Source organism: Christiangramia echinicola DSM 19838, from assembly GCF_000423065.1.
Taxonomy (GTDB): Bacteria; Bacteroidota; Bacteroidia; order Flavobacteriales; family Flavobacteriaceae; genus Christiangramia; species Christiangramia echinicola.
Genome location: NZ_AUHG01000011.1, coordinates 479,861 through 499,552, shown reverse-complemented (window position 1 = coordinate 499,552; position 19,692 = coordinate 479,861). Strand labels below are relative to the sequence as shown.

Here is a 19,692-nt window from a genome sequence, read left to right as displayed (position 1 = left end):
AAAGAAAACCTGCTGAATGAAATTCGAAATTAAATCTGATTATAAACCTACAGGAGACCAGCCTAATGCTATTAAGCAATTGGTTTCAGGGATAGACAAAAACGAGCAATACCAGACACTTTTGGGTGTAACTGGCTCTGGAAAAACTTTTACTGTGGCCAATGTCATAGAGGAAGTTCAAAAACCTACTCTGGTACTGGCTCATAATAAGACTCTTGCAGCCCAGCTTTATTCGGAATTTAAGGAGTTTTTTCCTGAAAATGCAGTAGAATATTTTGTTAGTTATTATGATTACTATCAACCGGAAGCATTCATACCATCCTCTGGAACTTATATTGAAAAAGATCTTTCTATTAATGAAGAGATCGAAAAATTACGGCTTAGTACCACCTCTTCTCTTTTAAGCGGAAGAAGGGATGTGATTGTGGTCGCTTCAGTTTCCTGTCTTTATGGTATTGGTAATCCAGTAGAATTCAGGAAAAATGTGGTTTCTATCGAAAGGGATATGCAAATTTCCAGAACCAAGTTTTTACACAGATTGGTTCAAAGTCTATATTCCAGGACCGAAGCAGAGTTTAACCATGGTAATTTCAGAATAAAAGGTGATACAGTAGATGTTTTCCCTAGTTATGCTGATAACGCTTTCAGAATTCACTTTTTTGGAGATGAGATCGAAGAGATCGAAGCTTTTGATCCCGGAACCAATGATATTATTGAAAAATACGATCGGTTAAATATATATCCGGCGAATATGTTTGTGACCTCTCCGGATGTCCTCCAGGGTGCAATTCATGAAATCCAGGATGATCTGGTAAAACAAGTGAGTTATTTTCAGGATATTGGTAAAAACCTGGAAGCAAAACGCCTTGATGAAAGAACCAATTTTGACCTGGAAATGATCAGGGAACTTGGTTATTGTTCAGGAATTGAGAATTACTCCAGATACCTGGACGGTAGAAAACCAGGAACCAGGCCTTTCTGTTTACTGGATTATTTTCCAGATGACTATCTTATGGTAGTTGATGAATCACACGTTACCATCCCTCAGGTTCATGCTATGTTTGGCGGTGACCGTTCAAGAAAAGAAAACCTGGTAGATTATGGTTTCAGATTACCTGCGGCGATGGATAACAGACCTTTAAAATTTGAAGAATTTGAGGCTCTTCAGAATCAAGTGGTATATGTAAGTGCAACCCCGGCAGATTACGAACTTCAAAAAAGCGAGGGGATCTATGTTGAGCAGGTAATACGACCAACTGGTTTACTGGATCCGGTTATTGAAGTAAGACCTAGCTTAAATCAGATCGATGATCTTATAGAAGAAATACAACTTCGAGTTGAAAAAGATGAAAGGATCCTGGTAACTACCTTGACTAAAAGAATGGCTGAGGAGCTTACGAAATATCTCACCAGAATCGATATTCGCTGCCGCTATATACATTCAGATGTAGATACTCTGGAAAGGGTTGAAATTATGCAGGATCTTCGAAAAGGAATTTTCGATGTGCTCGTTGGAGTCAACCTTCTTCGTGAAGGTTTGGACCTACCTGAAGTATCCCTTGTAGCTATTATCGATGCCGATAAAGAAGGTTTCCTTAGAAGTAATCGTTCGCTTACTCAGACCATTGGTCGTGCCGCCAGACACGTAGAAGGAAAAGCAATTCTTTATGCGGATAAGATCACAGATAGTATGCAAAAAACTATCGATCAGACTGAATATAGAAGGAGTAAACAAATAGAATACAATAAAGAGAATAATATTACTCCTACAGCGCTGGTTAAAAAATATAACAATGCCCTCATAAAGGAGAAGCTTGACATCTATGATCACGAAAAACGTCCTGACCTGAAAGCCGCGGAAGAGGAAGCGGAATATCTAACAAAACCTCAGATGGAGAAGAAAGTTAGGGAGAAACGAAAAGCGATGGAGACTGCTGCTAAAGAGCTTGATTTTATGCAAGCTGCGCGACTTCGGGACGAGATTAAAGTTTTACAGGGAAAAATTAGCGAAATGGCCTAATTAAATATCTGAGGATAAATATTTTAAACTATATTTACCTGAACCTAAAGCATTTAACAATACTTGAATGTCAAACTAAATCTGTTTGTCATGAGAACTTTTTATGCTTTTATTCTATTATTCTTCAGTTTTTCACTTACTGCGCAGGTAGGAATAGGAAACTCAGATCCCAAGGCCCAACTTGACATATCTGCAACAAATAAGGACGATCCGGCCAATATTGATGGTATTCTAATTCCACGAATAGAAAAATTCCCGATACAAAATCCTGGAACTGATCAGCATGGAATGCTGGTATTTTTAAGCAAGAACGTTACTGGTTTTAATACAGGATTTTATTTCTGGAATGCTTCAGAGATGAAATGGAAATCACTTGGTTCAGAAATCACAGGTTCAAATTTTTACAAAGCTGGAACAACACAAAGTCCTAATAATATAGTAGACAATATCTTTCGGGAAGGCAGTATTGGAGTTGGCACCGATCTAATTTCTTCCAGGTTGCAAGTTGCGATCGCACCTGGTAAGGATCTCACATTGAAGAAGGCATTTGAGGTGGATAATGCAAATTCAGCCACAGACAATCTTACTACCTATGGAATTGTAAATGATAATCGCAGTCAAACAAATGGCAATAAATACGGGATCAAAACCAATGTAGGCGGAGTTGGAAATGGCATTCATTATGGGATTTTTAATGAGACCTATCAAAATACAGGAACTAACGATATCTACGGAATATTCAACCGTGTTGGCCGAACCTTTGGCGCAAAAAGTAACAATTTTGGTATCTATAGTGAAATAGGAAGTATCCAGGGAGTAGGAAATATATACGGAATCTATAGCATAGCGCTGGGCGACGCTAATAGTAATGTTTTTGCCGGTTATTTTGCCGGTCGGGTGGGAATAGGCAATACACCCGATACCGAATACATACTACCTTCATCCCGTGGAACTGAAGGACAAATTTTAATGACCAATGCTACGGGACAGGTTTCCTGGACAAATGCCAGTGTTGAAAACTACTCTTCTACAACGAGTGCCACAGGGGATTTTGTGATCACAGATGAAATTGGCACATTAAGAATCAACAACCAGGTCACCGGAATTGTAATTCCTGCATCGGCTTCGAATAAAGGAAGGATAATTAGATTAATAAACTGGCCAGGCAATTCAGAAAAGAATTTGGTTTTTCTGGGTGGAGATGATCTATTTGATGTAAGAACCAATTCAAAAGTACTTAGTATTAAACCGCAACAGGTATTAACCATTCAAAGCGCTGGGAACAGATGGATACTTTTAAATCAATAAAAAAAGCACCCGGTTTGGGTGCTTTTTCCTTTAACTAATCAAACTAATCCAGGTTACGAAATATCTATTAATCTTTTCGCCTGAACCTTCGCATCTTCTTTCTTAGGAAGTGCGATCTCCAGAACTCCATTATTATATGAAGCTGAAATTTTTGAATTATCTACCGAATCTGGTAGGCTAAAAGCACGCTTAAAAGTGCGATAGCTAAATTCTTTTCTGGTAAATCTTCCATTCTTATCGGTAGATTCGTTCTCTTTTTTTTCTTCAGAAGAAATCGTTAATACATCATTGTCTAATTCTATATTAAAATCTCCTTTAACCATTCCCGGTGCAGCTACTTCCACATTAAAACCATCTTCAGATTCCATAATATTCACAGCAGGAATACTGGTTCCTATACTGTTTACATTAGTAGTTCCACCAAGCCAGTCAGTTTTGAACATATCATCAAAAACTGAAGGCAACCAATTTGTCTCGTTTCTTTTAATTAAACTCATAGCTTTATGTTTTATGTTAATATATTTTGTTTTCATAAATTCTATAGCAATTCAAAGGCCAGATCAAAATACATGTCTTTTTGTCTTATTTAATTGTTTTTAATCCGACATTTTGTCTCGTTAAGCTAAATAAATATTAAATACTTCCGGCAACCACCAGATTCATTAACTTTAATCTTTGAATTCCCTACTGAATGAAACAACTACTAAATCGCTTTATTTCCTTTTTTAATGTTCTTGAGAGTAAGATTGCTTTCTACCCAACACTACTGGCATTTCTAGGCTTCAATTTTGCATTTTTCATGCTCTATCTTGAAAACAAAGGAGTTTCACGGTATTTAATTGAACATTTTCCTGTTCTGGTCGTTGATAATGGTGATACGGCAATGACCATTCTGAGCTCACTTATTTCCGGTCTTATTTCGATGGTTGTATTCAGTTTTTCCATGGTAATGCTTTTATTAAGCCAGGCTTCTAGTAATTTTTCACCAAGATTGCTTCCGGGTTTAATCAGCGATAAACGACACCAGGTAATCCTGGGGATCTATCTTTTTACCATTCTTTACTGCATTTTTATCTTATTCTCTATCCAACCAACAGGAGATCAATACCAGATACCTGGATTTGCAGTACTGCTGGGAATTTTACAAACTGTGGTTAGTATATATGCCTTTATATATTTTATCCATAATATTTCCCAAAGCATACAAATAAGCAATATCCTTCAGAACATATTCAAGGTGGCTAAGAGAAGATTAGATGAACTTATTGATAATGAAGAACAACAGTTCAACGACTTCCCTACAACTGAAGATTGGGCTGAATACCATAGCGAGAAGAGTGGATACCTCCAGAATATATCTTTTACTAATCTGGTAGGGATTTGCGAGGCAGAAGGTATACAACTACACATTCTCCCTGTAAAAGGAATATTTGTTTTAAGCGGAATTCCTCTTTTCAGATCAAGTAAAGAACTGGATAAGAACACAATCAAAAAGATTCTCACAAATTTCAATTTCTCAAGAGAAGAATTGGTTTCAGATAATTACACTCTTGCCTTTAAACAGATCACCGAAATAATCGTAAAAGCAATGTCTCCTGGTATTAATGATCCCGGAACAGCCATTAATGGAATCGACTATATGACCGAACTCCTCGCCCTAAGAATGAGGAAAAAAGATACCAGTGTAATAGTTCGTGATGATAAAACATACATTAAGCTGAATACAGTTAGTTTTGAGGATTTGCTTCATAACATTATGGCATCCATTCGTACTTATTGCAAGCATGATATTATCCTTGTTCAAAAATTATTACTCATGTTTTATTATCTGGAAAAACAACAGACAAATGAATATTCTTATTCAAAAACTTTAAGACATGAAGCAGAAAATTTACTCAGGGACGCAAAAGAATCAATCAAAAATGAGGATGATATAGAAACTGCAGTTAACTTAGCGGCAAAATTTAATCTTCAGACAGAAAACTAGTATGGCACTAACCAACAATGATATATTCAAAAAATTACGAGTTGCTCATAAACTCACCAATGAAGACATCGTAAAGATCTGTGAACTGGTTGATTTTAAGGTTACCAAAAGTGAGCTGGGGGCAATCTTCAGAAGAGAAGATCATGAAAAATATGTAGAGTGCGGAGATCAGTTCCTGAGAAATTTCCTTGATGGTCTTATTATACACCTTAGAGGCCCAATGCCGAAAAAGAAGTAGAACGTTTGACGTTAATAAAAAAATAAAAAGGAGTTGAAAATAAATTCAACTCCTTTTCTTTTTTCGAATTTTGATTCTTATCGAACCAGTTTCTTGTATTTAATACGCTTCGGCATAATATCTCCACCAAGACGTTTCTTCTTATTTTCTTCGTAATCAGAGAAGCTACCTTCGAAGAAATAAACCTGTGAATCTCCTTCAAAAGCAAGAATATGAGTACAAATCCTATCAAGGAACCAACGGTCGTGAGAAATAACCACCGCACATCCAGCAAAGTTATCCAAACCTTCTTCCAGAGCTCTTAATGTATTTACATCCAGGTCGTTCGTTGGCTCATCCAGAAGCAGTACGTTTCCTTCTTCTTTCAGGGTCATAGCTAAATGCAGTCGGTTTCTTTCCCCACCAGATAGCATATTAACTTTCTTATTCTGTTCGCTTCCGCTGAAGTTAAAACGACTTAAGTATGCTCGTGAATTTACCTGACGGCCTCCCATCATGATTAATTCCTGCTCATCGCTAAAGTTCTGCCAGATAGTTTTTTCCGGATCAATATTCGAGTGACTCTGATCTACATAAGCGATCTGAGCGGTTTCACCAACATTGAAACTTCCTTTATCTGGTTCCTCTTCTCCCATGATCATTTTGAAAATAGTGGTTTTACCAGCACCGTTAGGCCCAATAACACCTACTATTCCAGCCTGCGGAAGGTTGAAATTAAGATCTTCATAAAGCAATTTATCACCAAAGGCTTTACTTACTCCGTTAGCATCGATAACATTGGTACCTAAACGAGGTCCGTTTGGTATATAGATCTCCAGCTTTTCGTCCATCTGCTTTTGATCCTGACTAAGAAGTTTATCATAGTTCTTAAGACGAGCCTTTTGCTTGGACTGTCTTCCCTTCGGACTCATTCTGGACCATTCCAGCTCTCGCTCTAAAGTCTTCTGGCGCTTACTCGCCTGCTTCTGCTCCTGGGCAAGTCTTTTAGATTTTTGATCTAACCATGAAGAATAATTCCCTTTCCAAGGAATTCCTTCTCCTCTGTCTAGTTCAAGGATCCATCCCGCAACATTATCCAGGAAATAACGGTCGTGAGTTACGGCGATCACCGTTCCTTTATATTGCGCTAAATGATGCTCTAACCAATGAACAGATTCTGCATCAAGGTGGTTGGTAGGCTCATCCAATAGTAATACATCTGGCTCCTGAAGCAAAAGTCGGCATAATGCAACTCTTCTTCTTTCTCCACCTGAAAGCACTGAAATCTTTTTATCTGAATCTGGAGTTCTTAAAGCATCCATTGCTATTTCCAGCTTCGTATCAAGTTCCCAAGCATTAGAAGCGTCGATTTTATCCTGAAGTTCAGCCTGCTTATCCATAAGCTTCTGCATTTTGTCTGCATCTTCATAAACTTCCGGAAGACCAAACATATCGTTGATCTTATTGTATTCGTCAAGAATTCCAACAGTTTCAGCAACTCCTTCTTTTACAACCTCGAGAACCGTCTTTTCTTCATCAAGTTCTGGCTCCTGTTCTAACATCCCCACGCTATAGTTAGGTGAAAAAACAACGTCTCCCTGGTAATTTTGATCTTTACCGGCTATGATATTCAATAATGTAGATTTTCCAGAGCCATTAAGACCCAGAATTCCAATTTTAGCCCCATAAAAAAAGCTGAGGTATATATTCTTTAAAACCGGCGTATTTGCATTTTTAAATGTTTTGGTAACTCCAGACATGGAAAAAATTACCTTATTATCGTCTGCCATATATTTTTAGAATTAAAATTTTTATAGATTTTACGAGATTGCAAATATCCTGAATTTTTCACAGAATTCAATTATCATAAACTCCCAATAATCTTTGAATTATCAGTAATTGACCAGTATGATAGGCGGTATGCTCAACAACAAGAAGAATCTCTCTAAATAAGCTGTGCTTTTGAGAATTTATAACAGGTTTACTGAGGTCGTTCTTTTCATCTAAAATAAATTCTTTCAGTAATCTTCGATCTTCAAAGTAATCAGATTTTAGATCTTCCCACGCTTCTTCGCCTGGTGGCTCTGGAGCTGAAGGCCAATAATCTTCTGGCCAGTTGCTCGCCTTATAGTCGCTAGAAACTGAATACTCCAGGATATCCTTTTGCGCAAAGGCCATATGAAAAAAGATCTCATAAAAGGAATAGGGTAAATCGCAAGGCCTCTGCCCAATTTTTTCAAAAGGAATAGCATCAAGAAAACTTTCTAAAGAACCATAAGCAGCGCCTCCTTCTAAATGTTGTACCAATTGATCCCTGTGTTCTTTATTTGAAAACATATATTGAGAATTAGACCCTTCCTTTTAGGGCATTGAAAACCCAGGAGATGAAGAAGAACCCGATCCCGGTTACAGAAAAACCAATTGCATAATCCTTATACTTAAGAACTCCCAGTAACACCAGTGCTGCACCTACAAGAAAAGTTAGAAAAGATGCCCAACCAAAAATGGTATTTTTATTCATCGACATAAACGCTGTTTTTATACAAATATCGGTTAATTTTTAATGCAGCATTTCAAGCCGAGAATTGTTGTGTTTTTGTATTTTAGCCAAAAGCCAATTCTGAGTGAAAATTCACAATATTTATTCAGAAATTAGATTAATTTAAAATTAATCACATTAAAATAAACAAATTATTGTAAAAAGCTCAATATAATGGATATCAACTTCAATAAAAATGAAGATCATAATAAGCTACTGGTTTCTTCTATGAGACAGAAGCTTGCCAAAATAAAATTAGGAGGAGGAGAAAAACGAATCGAAAAGCATCACTCCAAAGGAAAAATGACGGCTAGAGAACGAATTGATTTCCTTCTTGATGATAAAGAAAAGTCTATTGAAATAGGTGCTTTTGCCGGTGATGGGATGTATGAGGAGCATGGCGGATGCCCTAGTGGTGGTGTAGTGGTGAAAATTGGTTACGTTTCTGGCAAACAATGTATAGTGGTCGCTAACGATGCTACTGTTAAAGCAGGTGCCTGGTTCCCAATTACCGGGAAAAAGAATCTAAGAGCTCAGGAAATTGCTATTGAAAACAGGCTGCCAATCATTTATCTTGTAGACAGTGCAGGTGTATTTTTACCCATGCAGGATGAGATCTTCCCCGATAAAGAACATTTTGGAAGGATCTTTAGAAATAATGCCGTGATGAGTAGTATGGGTATTACCCAGATAGCTGCAGTGATGGGAAGTTGTGTTGCTGGTGGTGCCTATTTACCAATTATGAGTGACGAAGCTCTTATAGTTGAAAAGACCGGAAGTATATTTTTAGCCGGTAGCTATTTAGTTAAAGCGGCAATTGGAGAGTCTATAGACAATGAAACTCTTGGTGGAGCAACTACGCACAGCGAAATTAGCGGAGTTACAGATTATAAGGCAAAAGATGATAAGGATGCTTTAACCCGCATTCAGAATATCATGGATAAGATCGGTGATTTTGATAAAGCCGGATATAGCCATAAAAAACCCGCTAAACCAAAGGAAAAACCTGAAGAGATCTACGGAATACTTCCTAAAAAGAGAAGCGACCAGTACGATATGCATAAGATCATTGAAAGACTGGTAGACAATTCAGAATTCGAAGAGTATAAAGAAGGTTACGGTCAGACGATCATTACCGGTTATGCTCGAATTGATGGATGGGCAGTTGGGATCGTTGCAAATCAACGAAAGATCGTTAAAACTAAAAAAGGAGAAATGCAGTTTGGGGGAGTGATCTATTCTGATTCTGCCGACAAAGCAACCCGATTTATAGCAAATTGTAACCAAAAGAAAATCCCTTTGGTATTTCTACAGGACGTTACAGGTTTTATGGTTGGAAGTAAAAGTGAACACGGCGGTATCATTAAAGATGGTGCTAAAATGGTAAGTGCAGTTAGTAATTCTGTGGTACCAAAATTCACGATTATTATTGGTAATTCTTACGGTGCAGGAAATTACGCCATGTGTGGTAAGGCTTATGATCCACGCTTAATTGCTGCCTGGCCAAGTGCTGAGTTAGCTGTTATGGGAGGAACCCAGGCTGCAAAAGTTCTGGCTCAGATCGAGACTGCGTCTATGGAAAAGAAAGGTGAGAAAGTAGATGAAGAAAAGGAAAAAGAGGTTTTTGAAAAACTAAAAGCGAAATACGACTCACAGACTTCAGCCTATTATGCTGCCGCAAGAATCTGGACAGATGCTATCATAGATCCACTAGACACCCGGAAATGGATCTCTATGGGAATTGAAGCAGCAAACCACGCTCCTATTGAAAAGAACTTTAATCTTGGTGTGATTCAAACCTAATCTATGAGATTATTTTTATTGCTATTCATATTTATTCAAGCTGCTCAATTATATAGTCAGGATACCATAAATCCTCGAAATAGTCACCGTTATTTAAACCTGAAAGATTATAAAAAACTGCTTGGAAAGACTTCAGATAGCACCGAATTTATTTACAGAAATGGTGATACCCTGGTAAAGATCCCAAATGATTTTGAACTATTTGGAACTGGATACAGAGTTGAAGTTAAATATAAATATAAAGATTCAGCATTTTTATCCATTTACAAAAATGTAGTTTTTAACCTTGGAAAAGGAAGCAGCGATGCCGAACGCATGAGGTATTGGAAGGATGATGTGAAAATTTTCTTCGATGAAAGTGTCCCTGCCCAACATGCAAATGAATTAATGCAGTTTGCAAAAAAAGCCTCCAGCGGTATAGATTCTTTGAATATTTCAAGAAACTTTCTTCGAGATAAGGCCAATTATATTGTGTATTACCTAAATCGGGAAAATCAAACAGATTATGAACCCAGAATTGCGAATGCTAAAGGTGGTTACTATATAAGCTGGAATAACAAACAACAAATTTACGACGGCAAACTAAAGATTAATACCTCTCTGGTTAAGACCGAAAAATATCAATTAGAGCTTTTAAAATATCATTTTTTAAAATCCCTTGGGCATTTTAAATCTTCAAAAAAGTTGGATTGCAAAAGCTACTTTTCATCCTGTAATTCCACTCGTGAACTTACAGATATAGACCTGGAATTACTTAAATATCATTACTCTTATGGTGTTTGTAAAGGAACAGATTTAAAAAGTTTCACCGAGCTTACCAATTCAATGAATAAAAAACTTGAGGCAGATCCAAATGCTCGATTATACGTAGTTCATTATGAATAAACTCCTTTTCACATTAATCCTCCTATTTTCTTTAAACCATATAAATTCACAGGTAGTTGGATCAAATCACTCTAATTATACTGAAGCTGACACATTAAGAGGCTCCTTAAGGCCCGAAAGGAATAGTTTTGATGTTCAAAAATATCATTTAAAACTTAAGGTGGAACCTGAAAAGAAGTCTATTTCCGGATCCAATGTAATAAGCTTTGAGGTATTAGCGAATATGCCTGTGATGCAACTGGATCTGTTCGAGAATATGCAGATCGACTCAATAATTCATGGTGAAAAAAACCTAATATATGAACGTAGACATAATGCTGTATTTATAGACTTCGAAAAGGAATTAAGTAAAGGAACAACAGATTCTATTGAGTTCTTCTACCATGGAAACCCTGTGGTGGCAAAAAACGCTCCCTGGGATGGAGGTTTTGTTTGGGACGAGGACAAAAATGGAAATCCTTGGATAGGTGTTGCGGTTCAGGGAACGGGAGCGAGTTTATGGTATCCCAATAAAGATCATCAAAGTGATGAGCCAGAGGAAGCACAAATGGACATAGCCGTTCCAAACGGACTTATGAATGTTTCTAATGGTAGATTAATTAGTGAAGAAGATCTTGGAAATGGTTTTACTAAATGGAGCTGGAAAGTAGTTAATCCAATCAATAATTATAATATTATGATCAACATTGGGGACTACGCTCACTTTTCTGAAAAATACAATGACCTGGACCTGGATTATTATGTGCTTTCATATAACCTAGAAAAAGCTAAGGAACATTTTACTGAGGTAAAGGATATGATGGCTTGTTTCTATGAGAAAATGGGACCATACCCATTTGAAGAGGACGGTTTTAAACTTGTAGAAACACCTTACCTGGGAATGGAACATCAAAGTGCTGTGGCCTACGGAAATAAATACTTAAAAGGTTACCTGGGAAATGACCTTTCCGGAACCGGGATCGGGTTAAAATGGGATTTTATAATTATCCACGAATCTGGCCATGAATGGTATGGAAACAGTATCACATCCAGGGATATTGCCGATATGTGGATCCATGAAGGATTTACAAGTTATACCGAAGCTATTTATACCGAATGTCGCTGGGGTAAAGAAGAAGCATTAGAATATATAAAAGGCATAAGGCAAAATATCAGCAATAAAAGTAAAATTATTGGCGACTACGGAGTGAATTCTGAAGGTTCTGGAGATATGTATTATAAAGGCTCCAATCTTTTAAACACTATCAGAAGTATTTATGATGATGATGAATTATGGTGGAACACTTTGAGAGATTATACAAAAACTTTCAAGCATCAAACGATTTCAACTGCAGATACAGAGAATTTTTTCAATAAAGCGACTCAAGTAGATCTTGAACCTGTTTTTGACCAATATCTTAGACATTCAGCTCTACCAGTACTTCAACTAAGGCAGGCTGACGATCAGATTTTATACAGGTGGAAAGCTGATGTGCCGGACTTTAAAATGCCTGTGGATGTTATTATCGATGAAGAGGAAATAAGATTTTATCCTACTTCAGAATGGCAGTCTTATGAGACTGGTGAAGAACTGGACGAACTATCTGTAAACGACCTGGAGTTTTATATTGAAACCGAGATCTTGAAATAGATACTTTTCAGTTGCTTAACTATTTACATTTTCGGTGACATTATTTATTTAATAATCTGATTTTTAGTAACTTAATATAAATTTACCGTTATGTTAAGCATAAAATCACTTAATAAATGGGCCAATGCACATACTTACTACTGGTTAGATCTTTTGAGAGTTGCTCTGGGCGTTTTCTTTTTTATAAAAGGAATCGGCTTTATTTCTCAAACTGAAACGCTGGTAGAATTAATAGAACCTCTTAGAGGTTTTGGAGGTGTCATGCTGGTAGTTCATTATGTTGCTCCCGCACATCTTGTAGGTGGAATCCTGATCGCATTCGGACTTCTTACCAGATGGGCATTAGTCGCACAACTACCCATCCTTTTAGGTGCAATCATCATCAATTTTGTTGGAATCATGAATGCTTCCAGCCTGATCCTCGCACTTTTAGTATTAGCATTTACTATTTTCTTTATTTTCTATGGATCTGGCAAACACTCCGCAGACTATATGATGAAAATGGGATATTAGGCCCTGTAAGCTTCAGTTTTCAGCTTTTTCCCCTGGAATTAGCATTAGATTTCTTTGTCTTTTATTTACATATCTAAATCCATCTTCTCCCCAGAAACCGGCTTCTTCCAGCATAATTCTAACACTTTTATCCCATTCAGCAATCTCGACCTCTGTATTAAGTTCGATCGCATACACCGTATTTTTGTATAAAGGATAATCACCTGTTCCAGAAACTCCTCCCTGTTGATCCCACATACCAATAGTTGGACCGGCAGAATGTCCATAAAGACCTAGAGGATGTGTATAGATCGAAGCTTTTAAACCTTCCTTTTTTGCCTGATCCAGGCTTTTTGAAAGGATCTCATTTCCGCTTAAACCAGTTTCAAAATTTGATGTAAGTATATCCTGTAGTTGATTGCCTTTCCCAAATGCTTCTACAAGATACTCTGGTGCCTCATCTTCATCTGCCTTTAAAACGTAAGCCATTTGTTGACAATCTGTATTCAATCGTAAATATGTAATGCCGAAATCGCAATGAATAAGATCTCCAGGAAGAATTACACTATTCCCTTTCTCATCTGAAAATGCCGTGATATGGTCCACTAGTTTTTCATTGCTTCGCTGGATATCTACGGTTGGATGAAACCAGGTTCCCAACCCCAATTCAGTAACTTTTTGACGCATCCACCACACTACATCATCTGTAGTGGTAACGCCAGGCTGAATGACTTTCGTACTAAAAGCTTCTTCAATAATATCATGAGTCATTTCTACCAGGTCGCTATAAATAACCATTTCTCGAAGGGTACGTGTTTCTATCCAACCTACTGCTAGTTCTTCAGCTGAAACTATTCTTTCTTCAAATTCGTCAGGTAAGACACTCATGAACTCATCGAAATCTGTTTTCACCAATCCATCGGCAATTCCATAATTTTCAGAAATATTAAGCCCGATCTTTGAAGGCTTTCTATCCCTAATAATATCTACCAATGCTTTCCATTGATCTGGTTGTTTTTCTTTATCCCAGGCAGACTCGATATTATCACCAATATTATATCTGGCGATGGCGAGTTTTTCTAAGTTATCCTTTTCCTTATCTCTATAAAACACAAGGATGGTCCTTCTGCGGGCATTGAGCCAGGTAGAAGGCAACATGGTTTTTAAAACCGGATCTTCATTATATTCCCGGGAGATCAATATCCACATATCAATTTCTGAACGATCCATAAGTTCTGGAAGAAGTTCATCAAACCGCTCCGCCAGAATCTGGTCGGTAATTTTAGATCTTTCTCTTTCGGCAAGGATCTGGCTTTGCGCTAATGATGTAACTAATATCAATACAGCAATTAGAATATTTTTCATGAGTTATTCAGGGAATTTCGAATTAGTTTATTTCAATTCTATCTTGTCTATCAGTAATTGAAATACTTCGTTTTTCTTATTGGCTATAAGGAAGCTGACCTCATCAATTTGAGAATGATTAAAATCTGGCTTATCAAGTTTGCGACCTCTGTAGGAAGGATACATATCTTCCAAAGGGAAATTTACATCCTGCCACTCGCCGTTGGTCGAAAATTCGGTAATATAAGAGAAGTAATCCCGGTCGTTATTCTTAACCCGAAACTGGTAATTCCTGCCATCTCCTTTCAATCGTATGGAGACAATCTTATTATTTAATATCTTCATTTTAGGCATGTCATACCTTACAGATGAAAATCCTCCATTATTCTCTAAAGAGATGAGTCCTTTGAACAAACCATGTCCATCCTCATTCAACTGAAAATCTCCGGTAGATTCTCCTCCCATCACTCCATCTACAACCACATTCCATTTGGATATATCGACATTGTGTTGAAAGTCAAAAATTGTTTGCAAATTGGAGTAAATTAAAAAAATAGAAAGAAACACAATAATACCGCATAAAAAGGTTTAGGACACTTTACTTTTCAAAGTATTCTCACGGTGAATCTTACCATTGGGTGTTTCCTCAAATTTCTCGATAAGATATATTTTCTTCGGCTTTTCGTATTTATCCAGGGCTTTGATATTATCTATCTGTTCTTTAAGCTCTTCAAGAGTATTTTCAGAAAAATCATCCTCTACAAATAATATTAATCGTTCACCTAAAGATTCATCTGGCATGGAGGTTACAAAAAAACGATGATCGAGTACAGAATTTAGTTTCTGCTCGATCTGTTCAGGAAATAATTTAACCCCGCCTGAGTTGATAACATTATCATATCGTCCTTTCCAAAGGAACTTTTTATAAGTAACAATTTCAACAACATCATTTGTAACAATTTCCTCGTCAAGAACATTTGGAGCCTTAACTACCAGGCATCCTCTATCATCCTGGGAAATACTAACGTTAGGCATTAATTTAAATGGACGTGCTTTTTTAAACTTTTTCTTAGGGTTAAGTCTTTTTGCAGCTATATGACTTGATGTTTCGGTCATACCATAGGTTTCGAAAATTTTTGAATCTACATCTATAAGCATTTTGCGTAACCTTGGCGAAACTGCACCCCCACCTATAATAAGCTTTTTAACCAGATGTAATCTGGCAATAGAATTATCTAACTGGAAAGGCGTCATAGCCGCAAAATCATACACCTTGAATAAGTTATCTAAAGGAATAGCAGATGGCGGAATTGTATCCAGATCCCATCCTAGAAACATAGCCCTAACAAGCATCATTTTACCGGCGATATATTCAGCTGGAAGACATAATAACGCAGTTGTGGTGGCTGGAAGTTCAAAGAACTTTGAAGTCGCCATTGCTGAGTTTATCATGTGCTGCTTCTTTAATCTAAGCTTTTTAGGAGTACCTGTAGACCCTGAAGTTTGCACCTCTATATAGGAAGTTGGCTTTAACCAATCTAAAAGAAAGCTACCAATCTGCTGCTCATATGGTTCTCCTTCCTTGATATAACTTAAGGCCACCTGCTTTAACTCTGCATTTGTAAAATGCCTTTTATTCAGCCTGAATTCTGGATGAGTTTCCGGTATTTTATACGTGTTCGGCATATTTAGACAAAGTTGGTCAATAACTTAATACTGAAAGTTAACGAATTGAAATGAAATTCTTAAATATGTTCAGAAACATTTAAGAATTCCAATACGTCTTTGGCACTTCGTCAATTATAAACCGATAAATTATATTCTGAATTCTATTCAGCTTGAACAGCTACAGGTCTTTCAACTTTCCCGAAAAGCTTTTCTTTCCAGTTTGTCCACTTATATTTCCTGGCCATGATATATAAAAATATAGGATAGATAACTAAAACTGGAATAAAAACATCCCAACCTGCAGAAGGTTCAGAAATATCTTTAAAAATAGAATGGGTTTGAAAAGCTGTCCAGTCTGCTGTGACCAGGAGTGCAGTGATAAGGTTATTAGCGGCATGGAAACCAAGGGCTAGCTCCAGACCTTCGTCCATAAGCGTCATGATTCCCAGCATAAACCCTGTACCTATATAATGCACCATGATGATATCCCCTAGTTTTCCCACTTCCGGATTAAAATAATGCAACCCTCCAAAAATCACTGAAGTTAAAACCAGCGGAATCCATCTATTTCTGGCCAGAATTCCAATTCCCTGCATTAAATATCCTCTAAAAAAATATTCTTCAAAACTGGTTTGAATAGGTATTAGTATTACTGAAATTAGTACCAGATAAAGAAATGGCTCTAACTGAAAATTAATTGTAAAATCTTCAGGATTAGAATAATAATCCAGCAGAGTTAATCCGATATTGAATACCGCCACTAACATAAAAGCGAACCAAAATCTACTCCAGTCTACCTTCTTACGTGATGTGGTTAATGCCTTTATAGGCTGATGATGTACATACTTTACCCATAAAAATAACCCAGCCAGGAATATCACAAAGGCGATAAGATTTTCTAAGAGTACACGATTTGATCCTTTACGGGCAATCTCATCCTGCATAAGCTGGTTCACATCCAGCTCCATCCACTCAATAAAAACATAATTGAGGGTCATCAGGCCGAAAAATAAAATTGGAATAACTAAATATCGCCAGAATGAATGCGAGTATTTGAAAGCTTGTGCGATGTACATAAATTACCTATAAATTAAATTCCCAGTCTTTGGAGCTATTGTATTGAATTTCCCCCATTTTTACTTCAAGAGGGCTTTCGAAGTTATTGGTATAAAGACCGCCTGTTCCAAGGCCCTGAGGTAAATCAGGATTTAAGGTGTAGGTCCATTGCGCGATAGCATTAAGACCAATATTGCTTTCTAAGGCACTGGTGATCCACCAATCCACATCATGAGCTTCACAGATGTCCTTCCATTCCCCTGTACCTTTAAAGCCTCCAATAAGGCTTGGTTTAAAGATCGCGTATTGAGGATTTATTATTTGTATAAGCTTTTCCTTTTCTGTTACATCTATAACTCCAATAAGTTCTTCATCCAGAGCTATCGGTAATGGAGTATTTTTGCAAAGATCGGCCATTTCCTCTATTTGGCCTTGTTTAATAGGCTGTTCAATACTATGTAGCTGAAACTTAGATAGAGCCTCCAGTTTTTCTAATGCATCCTGCGGTGAAAACGCTCCATTGGCATCTACCCGGAGTTCGATTTCCTTTTCAGAAAAATTGCTTCTGATTGATTTTAGGAGCTCCAGTTCGGTTTCAAAATCTATCGCTCCAATCTTAAGCTTAATACAGTTAAAACCAGCTTCGATCTTTTCTGAAATTTGTTTTTTCATGAAGGCCTTATCGCCCATCCAAATAAGTCCATTAATGGGAATTGCTTTTTTTCCTGCTGTAAATTCCGAAGGAAAAAGAAGAAAAGGATCTTGTGAACTCAAACTTTGAAAGGCCATTTCAACTCCAAACTGAATACTAGGGAATTCTCTCAATTCTTCCCATAGCATTTCACGGCCCATATTTATATTTTCACAAACCCATTTAAGTTTATCTTCATAATCTGGACGATCGTCATAGCTAAGACTTCTTAAAATTCCGCATTCGCCAATTCCAAAATTATTACCATCAGAAATTTTTAAAAACCAGGTTTCCTTTTCAGTAAGAACGCCCCGGGATGTTCCGCTGGGGCGTTTAAATTTGAGTATATACTTTTTATAATCTGCCGTCATTTATTACAATTCTATAGCTTCGCCAATATCCAGTAGCATTAGATCTTTTCCCTTCTCATAGAATTTTCTTTTCGCCTCTTCGTGATCAATTTCAATATATCCGAAGGTATCATAGTGACAACCTAGAATTTTATCACAGGCTATAAAGTCACTAGCGATAATAGCGTCGTCTACGCCCATCGTGAAATTATCACCTATTGGCAATACAGCGAGATCTAATTTGGTTTGCATAGGGATCAATTTCATATCCATTGTAAGTGCGGTATCCCCAGCGATATAAACATTTTTATGCTCCCCTTCAATCACAAAACCTCCAGGCTGGCCTCCATAACTCCCGTCTGGAAATGAACTGGTATGTATTGCATTTACATATTTTACTTTTCCGAATTCAAAATCCCAGCTTCCGCCGTGATTCATAGGATGCACCTCAAATCCTTTAGCTTCATAATGATTAGCGATCTCAAAATTGCTTACGATTACGGCTCCGGTATTTTTTGCAATAGCTTCAGCATCTAAGATATGATCCTGATGTGCATGAGTAAGTAAAATATAATCTGCTTTTAGATCCATGATATCCACTTTGTCTTTAGAAAGGTCATTTCCGGTGATAAATGGATCTACAAGTACGTTAATTTCTCCTATTTTCAATGCCAGAGTATTCTGGCCGTAAAATGTAATTTTCATAATCTAAAAATGTTGGTTTTTATAAAATTAAGGATTCAGATAAAAACCTTAAAACAGACGCAAGATATAATTTTGTTAAACCTGGCTACATATTACCAAATAAGGCCCAAAGCGAAAAGCAATGAGATCCCAAATGTAGAAAGTGCCACTATTTTTAATTCTGGATCCAGTAGTTTTGGATCCTTGTTATTTCCAACCCTTAGCAAGTGAAAAATTAATGGAATAAATGCCAGGACATATATAAAGTCGTTAAGATCCAAAGCTGTTATAACTGAATATATCAGGAAACAAAATAAGGCGCCAAAAATTAAAATATAATGATAAGTTTTAGCTTTTTTCTCTCCCAGCTTTACAACCAGAGTGATTTTGTTTGCCTTTTTATCTGATATTCTATCCCTGAGATTATTCAAATTCAACACGGCAACACTTAATAAACCAATAGATATCGCGGGAAAAATACTGATGATCTCATGATCGTGACTGTATAGATAGTACGACCCGTAGACTGCTACAAGACCAAAGAAAATAAATACAAAAATATCCCCCATTCCTCTATAACCATAGGCGGAATTACCAACAGTATACTTTATGGCAGCAACGATCGCAGCTACTCCCAGAAGAAAAAATATTAAAGCCGATAATAATTGCTCACTGCTAAAAGACGCATAGATCAATAAAATGGCCAGAAACAACGTACAAACAGCAGTTATTACCATCCCCATTTTCATTTCTTTCTGAGTAATCAATCCGCTTTGAATGGCTCTGGCCGGACCAATTCTATCCTCATTGTCTGTTCCTTTAACCCCATCGCCATAATCATTGGCGAAATTTGATAAGATCTGTAAGCCCAGGGTTGTCCCCAGAGCGAGGCTGAAAATAGCAATATCAAAATAACCTGTATGGGCTGCAATACTGCTACCTACAATAATTCCTGAAATGGATAGTGGAAGTGTTCTTAGCCTGGCCGCGCTAATCCATGAAGTAAAGTTACTCATAA

General features: G+C 37.1%; 19 protein-coding genes. 8 read left to right on the top strand and 11 right to left on the bottom strand.

Annotated features, from left to right (window positions below):
- The first annotated feature begins 16 nt into the window (after positions 1–16).
- Positions 17–2,020, top strand: a complete 2,004-nt coding sequence (gene uvrB, locus G530_RS0107415; protein WP_026933923.1) for an excinuclease ABC subunit UvrB — start codon at positions 17–19, stop codon at positions 2,018–2,020.
- 90 nt (positions 2,021–2,110) lie between these two features.
- Positions 2,111–3,328: a hypothetical protein gene (locus tag G530_RS0107410; RefSeq protein WP_026933922.1), complete on the top strand. Its 1,218-nt coding sequence runs from the start codon at positions 2,111–2,113 to the stop codon at positions 3,326–3,328.
- A 53-nt stretch (positions 3,329–3,381) separates the two neighbouring features.
- On the opposite strand, the gene G530_RS0107405 is transcribed toward G530_RS0107410, so the two are convergent.
- Positions 3,382–3,825 (bottom strand): Hsp20/alpha crystallin family protein, encoded by a 444-nt coding sequence (locus G530_RS0107405; protein ID WP_026933921.1) that lies wholly within the window; start codon positions 3,823–3,825, stop codon positions 3,382–3,384.
- A gap of 194 nt (positions 3,826–4,019) precedes the next feature.
- On the opposite strand from G530_RS0107405, the gene G530_RS0107400 reads away from it, so the two are divergent.
- Both G530_RS0107400 and G530_RS0107395 read left to right on the top strand, forming a co-directional pair.
- Positions 4,020–5,315, top strand: a complete 1,296-nt coding sequence (locus G530_RS0107400) for a DUF2254 domain-containing protein (RefSeq protein ID WP_026933920.1) — start codon at positions 4,020–4,022, stop codon at positions 5,313–5,315.
- 1 nt (position 5,316) lies between these two features.
- On the top strand, positions 5,317–5,553 hold the full coding sequence (locus G530_RS0107395; RefSeq protein ID WP_026933919.1) for a DUF1456 family protein: 237 nt from the start codon (positions 5,317–5,319) through the stop codon (positions 5,551–5,553).
- A 77-nt stretch (positions 5,554–5,630) separates the two neighbouring features.
- Here the strand turns inward: G530_RS0107395 and ettA are convergent, their stop codons facing one another.
- The 3 genes from ettA to G530_RS0107380 form a co-directional block, all read right to left on the bottom strand.
- Entirely contained in the window at positions 5,631–7,322 is a 1,692-nt protein-coding gene (gene ettA / locus G530_RS0107390) for an energy-dependent translational throttle protein EttA (protein WP_026933918.1), read from the bottom strand.
- A 67-nt stretch (positions 7,323–7,389) separates the two neighbouring features.
- A complete protein-coding gene (locus G530_RS0107385) occupies positions 7,390–7,869 on the bottom strand; it encodes a DinB family protein (protein WP_026933917.1) in 480 nt (159 codons plus the stop codon).
- A 10-nt stretch (positions 7,870–7,879) separates the two neighbouring features.
- A complete protein-coding gene (locus G530_RS0107380; protein ID WP_026933916.1) occupies positions 7,880–8,059 on the bottom strand; it encodes a CAL67264 family membrane protein in 180 nt (59 codons plus the stop codon).
- A 186-nt stretch (positions 8,060–8,245) separates the two neighbouring features.
- On the opposite strand from G530_RS0107380, the gene G530_RS0107375 reads away from it, so the two are divergent.
- The 4 genes from G530_RS0107375 (at position 8,246) to G530_RS0107360 (ending at position 12,902) form a co-directional block, all read left to right on the top strand.
- The gene (locus G530_RS0107375; RefSeq protein ID WP_026933915.1) at positions 8,246–9,874 is read left to right on the top strand and encodes an acyl-CoA carboxylase subunit beta; all 1,629 of its coding nucleotides are present in this window, start codon (positions 8,246–8,248) and stop codon (positions 9,872–9,874) included.
- A 3-nt stretch (positions 9,875–9,877) separates the two neighbouring features.
- Complete coding sequence (locus G530_RS0107370) at positions 9,878–10,759, top strand: hypothetical protein (protein ID WP_026933914.1); 882 nt, start codon at positions 9,878–9,880, stop codon at positions 10,757–10,759.
- On the top strand, positions 10,752–12,389 hold the full coding sequence (locus tag G530_RS0107365) for a M1 family metallopeptidase (protein ID WP_026933913.1): 1,638 nt from the start codon (positions 10,752–10,754) through the stop codon (positions 12,387–12,389). Before G530_RS0107370 ends, G530_RS0107365 begins: the two co-directional genes overlap by 8 nt.
- 90 nt (positions 12,390–12,479) lie before the next feature.
- Positions 12,480–12,902, top strand: a complete 423-nt coding sequence (locus G530_RS0107360; protein ID WP_026933912.1) for a DoxX family protein — start codon at positions 12,480–12,482, stop codon at positions 12,900–12,902.
- 12 nt (positions 12,903–12,914) lie between these two features.
- Here the strand turns inward: G530_RS0107360 and G530_RS0107355 are convergent, their stop codons facing one another.
- The 7 genes from G530_RS0107355 to menA form a co-directional block, all read right to left on the bottom strand.
- On the bottom strand, positions 12,915–14,246 hold the full coding sequence (locus G530_RS0107355) for a M24 family metallopeptidase (protein WP_026933911.1): 1,332 nt from the start codon (positions 14,244–14,246) through the stop codon (positions 12,915–12,917).
- A gap of 27 nt (positions 14,247–14,273) precedes the next feature.
- A complete protein-coding gene (locus G530_RS0107350) occupies positions 14,274–14,759 on the bottom strand; it encodes a CIA30 family protein (RefSeq protein ID WP_240472137.1) in 486 nt (161 codons plus the stop codon).
- A gap of 54 nt (positions 14,760–14,813) precedes the next feature.
- Positions 14,814–15,911 carry an AMP-binding protein gene (locus tag G530_RS0107345; protein ID WP_026933909.1) on the bottom strand — a complete coding sequence of 366 codons (1,098 nt, stop codon included), beginning with the start codon at positions 15,909–15,911 and terminating at the stop codon, positions 14,814–14,816.
- A 143-nt stretch (positions 15,912–16,054) separates the two neighbouring features.
- On the bottom strand, positions 16,055–16,969 hold the full coding sequence (locus G530_RS0107340) for a CPBP family intramembrane glutamic endopeptidase (RefSeq protein WP_026933908.1): 915 nt from the start codon (positions 16,967–16,969) through the stop codon (positions 16,055–16,057).
- A gap of 7 nt (positions 16,970–16,976) precedes the next feature.
- Positions 16,977–18,011, bottom strand: a complete 1,035-nt coding sequence (locus G530_RS0107335) for an o-succinylbenzoate synthase (RefSeq protein ID WP_026933907.1) — start codon at positions 18,009–18,011, stop codon at positions 16,977–16,979.
- Positions 18,012–18,014: 3 nt separating this feature from the next.
- Entirely contained in the window at positions 18,015–18,695 is a 681-nt protein-coding gene (locus G530_RS0107330; protein WP_026933906.1) for a metal-dependent hydrolase, read from the bottom strand.
- A 92-nt stretch (positions 18,696–18,787) separates the two neighbouring features.
- Positions 18,788–19,690 (bottom strand): 1,4-dihydroxy-2-naphthoate octaprenyltransferase, encoded by a 903-nt coding sequence (menA, locus tag G530_RS0107325; RefSeq protein ID WP_026933905.1) that lies wholly within the window; start codon positions 19,688–19,690, stop codon positions 18,788–18,790.
- Positions 19,691–19,692 lie beyond the last annotated feature (2 nt).